Origin of the sequence: Desulfovibrio sp. 1214_IL3152 (assembly GCF_036763055.1) — a bacterium.
In the GTDB taxonomy this organism is placed as follows: domain Bacteria; phylum Desulfobacterota; class Desulfovibrionia; order Desulfovibrionales; family Desulfovibrionaceae; genus Desulfovibrio.
The window spans coordinates 1-4,343 of the sequence record NZ_JBAIYW010000497.1 but is presented as its reverse complement, the minus strand read 5'-3'; the positions used below and the strand labels follow the sequence as shown (position 1 = coordinate 4,343).

The 4,343-nt window shown below is 56.8% G+C and carries 3 protein-coding genes; 2 read left to right on the top strand and 1 reads right to left on the bottom strand.

Annotation, left to right across the window (positions count from 1 at the left end; all coding sequences use genetic code 11):
- Positions 1-242 precede the first annotated feature (242 nt).
- Positions 243-1,316, top strand: coding sequence for a 3-isopropylmalate dehydrogenase (leuB, locus tag V6C07_RS10740; RefSeq protein WP_333536480.1), 1,074 nt, complete (start codon positions 243-245; stop codon positions 1,314-1,316).
- Positions 1,317-1,439: 123 nt separating this feature from the next.
- Here leuB and V6C07_RS10735 read toward each other — a convergent pair whose 3' ends face one another.
- Complete coding sequence (locus tag V6C07_RS10735) at positions 1,440-3,719, bottom strand: sensor domain-containing diguanylate cyclase (RefSeq protein WP_333536479.1); 2,280 nt, start codon at positions 3,717-3,719, stop codon at positions 1,440-1,442.
- Positions 3,720-3,925: 206 nt separating this feature from the next.
- Between V6C07_RS10735 and V6C07_RS10730 the strand changes: the two genes are divergently transcribed.
- On the top strand, positions 3,926-4,343 hold a 418-nt coding region (locus V6C07_RS10730; protein ID WP_333536478.1), incomplete at its 3' end, for an FAD-dependent oxidoreductase.

Here is a 4,343-nt window from a genome sequence, read left to right as displayed (position 1 = left end):
ATGCGCCGCAAGACTGCCCTGGCTGCTGCGCGGGCAGATGTCCGCCACGAGGACGCACGCGCGGCTTGCCTGCACTGGTCAGTTCATGGCGAACGCCGCAGTGCTTTGAGAAGGTATTTTTCTCACAGGCGCAATCCGTGCGGGGCAGGCCCGCCGGGGCGAGAAAGAGCCTGAATCGGGGAAGGAGCCGTGCGAAAGGCAGGGCGTTCCCGAAGATGATCAAATATATTCAAGGATGTTTCATGAAAAAGACTATCTGCCTGTTGCCCGGCGACGGTATCGGCCCGGAAATAGTAGCCCAGGGCGTCAAGGTGCTGGAGGCCACGGCTGAAAAATTCGGCCACAGCTTTGTTTTCGAGACTGCCCTGATCGGCGGCGCGGCCATTGACGCTGCGGGCGATCCCTTGCCGGAGGCAACTGTACGGCTCTGCCGCAATGCCGATGCCGTGTATCTGGGCGCGGTGGGCGGTCCCAAATGGGATGGCATGAGTCAGGAACTGCGGCCTGAAAAGGGCCTGCTGCGCATCCGCAAAGAACTCGGCCTGTTTGCCAACCTGCGCCCGGCCATACTTTTCCCCGAGCTTGCGGGAGCCTGCCTGTTGCGGGCCGACATCGCGGCCAGAGGGCTTGACCTTGTGGTGGTGCGCGAACTGACGGGGGACGTATACTTCGGTGAGCCGCGCGGCATTGAAATGCGCGGTGGCCTGCGCACCGGCTACAATACCATGCTGTATAATGAGGAAGAAATCCGCCGCATCGCCAGGGTTGCCTTTGAAACGGCGCGTAAGCGCAGACGCAAGGTGTGTTCGGTGGAGAAGAGCAATGTGCTGGAATGCTCGCGTCTGTGGAAAGAAGTGGTCGTGGAAGTCCACCGGGAATACAGCGATGTGGAATTGAGCCACATGTATGTGGACAATGCCGCCATGCAGCTTGTGCGCGACCCCTCGCAGTTTGATGTGATCCTGACAGGCAATATCTTTGGCGACATCCTGTCGGACGAGGCTTCGGTCATCACCGGCTCTCTGGGCATGCTGCCTTCCGCCTCCACCGGGGCTGACGGGCCGGGCCTGTTTGAGCCGATACACGGCTCCGCCCCGGATATCGCGGGCCATGATGTGGCTAATCCCCTGGCGACCATTCTTTCGGCCGCCATGATGCTGCGTCTGGGGTTTGATATGGCCGAAGAGGCAGACCACATTGAAAAGGCCGTGCGCAAGGCCCTGGCCGACGGTTTTCGCACTGCCGACATTATGGAACCCGGCAAGGAACTGCTCGGTTGCGCAGCCATGGGCGATAAAGTGGTGGAACGCCTGTAGGGCAAGTCCTGCGCAAAAGATTCTGGCTGTCGGTATTCCATCAGAAAAGCCCGCGTTTCGCGGGCTTTTCTGATGGAATACACCTGTCGGCATGCTTTTTGGCATGCGGGCATCTGTGCGGCATCACTGCTCGTCGGGGAAAAGGGTGTCGCGCGCGCTTTGTTGTTCGCCAGCGGTCAGTTCCGCATAAAAAACGCACTGGTTGCGGCCCCGTCTTTTGGCTTCATAGGTAGCCATGTCGGCATGCTGGTACAGTTCAAGAAAATCGTGTCCGTCAGTGGGGTGACAGGAGACGCCCACGCTGGCGGTAAGGGGCTGGTCGTCTTCGCCCTGGCCGCACTGAAGGCGCAACTGCCTGACCAGGGTCGCGGCTCTTTCATGTATTTTTGAAAGCGGCATGGTTTCGGTGCAGAAAACAAGAAACTCATCGCCGCCCACACGGCCCACAATATCACTGCTGCGGAAATTGCGGCGGATGATCTGGGCCATCTGATAGATGGCCTTGTCGCCCACGGTGTGGCCAAACCTGTCATTGATGCTTTTGAAGTTGTCAAAATCTATCATGAACATGGCATAGACGCCGATGTTTGAGCCGTTGTGCAAACTCAAAAAGCGCGAAATGGCCTGCTCCGTGGCGCGCTTGTTGAACATGCCCGTGGCGCTGTCGCGCGTGGCCTGGGTGCGCAGACGCAGTTCAAGAGTTTTTTGCCGGTCGATATCAGTGATGATGCCGATGAAATATATGGGTTTTCCCTGGGCGCTGAGGAGGCTTGAGGCTTCAATGCGGTACCAGTGGTACAGGCCGCTGGTGTCGCGCAGGCGCAGCTCAACCTGTTTTTTATGCTCATACATGTCCTTGTGGACGCGCTTTTGAAAATCTTCAAGCAATTCCTGGTCGTCTGCATGCACGGGAATTTTCCCCTGTTCGGGATCCGGCTCAAGAATGTTGAACACATGACCGAAGGTCTGCATCCATTTTGCGGAACAGGAAAAGTTGCCGGTAATGAGGTTCTGCTCAAAGATAATGATGTCGTGCTGCTCCAGAATGAACTGATAGCGCTCGTCTGAAATGCGTTTGGCCTGTGCGGCTTCTTTGTTGTGGGTAATATCAAAGACAATGCTCTGGATATACGTCTGGCCTGGCCCGGCCTGAACCGGTGACCCTTTATGGTACAGCCAGATAAGGGAGCCGTTTTTGGCGCTGGTGCGGTATTCCACATCAATGGGAATTCCCTCTTCCAGTTGCTGCTGCATGGTGCGGAGGGTGGTTTCCCGGTCAGCCTCAAAAATGGACAGGGCGAAGTCATTGCCGAAGCGCTGGTCAAACTCGTCCTTGCGATAGCCGAGCATTCTGAGAAAATTGGGACTGATGAACTGGAATTTGCCGTGCAGCCCGCCGAACTTGATAACGCCGCCGGATATGCTTGCGATGATGGAGCGGTAGTCTTCCTGCTGATGGTGGATGGTACGGTGATAGCTTTGCATGACACCGATGATGAGGATCAGCAGCAGCCCGGCCAGGATGGAAAGCCGCCAGGCCAGGGTGGTGGTAATGTCGTTTTGCCTGTCCACCAGATCATTGACCACTTCTTCCGGAAGCAGCGAGACCACCTGCCAGCCGTACTGTGGCAGCGGCACGTGGGTAACGTAGTAGGCGTGCTGGTTGTCCCTTACCAGGCTGTCTGTTCTGGGCGCGGTGGCGGAAAAAATGGGCTGAAGGTGTTCATGCAGTGAGGCGGGCAGCCCTTTTTCAGCCATCTGAGGAAACAGCCTGTCAAGGCTGCCCGGCGGCGCGGCCGAAAACAGCATGCGGCCGTTGCCGTCAAAGACCATATTACAGACTTTGTCGTTAAACGCTCTGGTAAACAGGCTTTTTTTCATCGGCCCGTCTTCAAGCTCGCCAATCAGCACAGCCACAATTTTCCCATCGCGTTGTATGGGCAGCGCCACGGCAAGCTTGCTGCCTTTGCCGTCCGGCACGGCGGCGATATTGGCTGTTCCAGTAAGGGCACGCTCAAAAAGGCTTTTTTTGCTGCTTTGCTCAATATCAATGGAAAGGCCCGTCATGGAGCAAAAGCCCTGACCATCCGGGCTGATGATGGCAAATCTTTTCAGACCGGCGGCACGTAACAGCGGCGCATAGTGCAGCACGCAGTCCTTGCGGGGCAGGCAGTCTTCCTGAGCAAGAAAGCTGGTAATCTCCTGTAATTCATTGAGCTTGTTTTCAATGCTGTGTTCAAAGTCATCGGCAACGCGCAGGCTTACTTCAGCAAGGCGGGTGGTGAGGTCCTGCGAGAGGTGGCGCGTTGTTTCCACGGTGTACTCGCGCACCACTATGAGCAGCGCGGTGAAAAGCGCCGTAAGAACAACGATAGCTATGAGGGTTTTGGACGACTTGACCATGCATTTACCCGTGTTAGAATAACCCCTCGACAATACGCATTTTAAATGACGATGGGAAGAGCGCCCGGGGCATGCAAAAAAGGCAGCCGTACCGTGGCGAACTTGTGAATATGAATTTCGATATAAAAAATAACGTGTTATTGATTATTGCTCTCATGCTTGCCAGAAGCCTTTTTTTCTTACAATCTGCCCGCAGAGGAGAATATATGCAAAAATTGTCCATAGCCGTGGTGGGCGGCGGCCTTGCCGGTTGCGAATGCGCTTTGCGTCTGGCCCGCTCCGGACATGCGGTGGAGCTTTTCGAGCAAAAACCCCTGTTCCGTTCGCCAGCCCACGTCAGCGACCATCTGGCGGAGCTTGTGTGCTCCAACTCCCTGCGTTCGGACGAGCCAACTTCGGGCGTGGGGCTGCTCAAGGCCGAAATGCGCGCTCTGGGCAGTCAGTTTATGGAAGCTGCCGATGCTTGCCGTGTGCCTGCGGGCAAGGCTCTTGCCGTAGACCGCGAGGCTTTTGCCCGCAACATGAGCGAACGTGTGGACGCCGAGCCGAACATCCGGCTTGTGCGACAGCAGGTGCAGTCGCTGGACGATGCGGCGCTGGAACCGTTCAGGGGAGAAGGGCGCG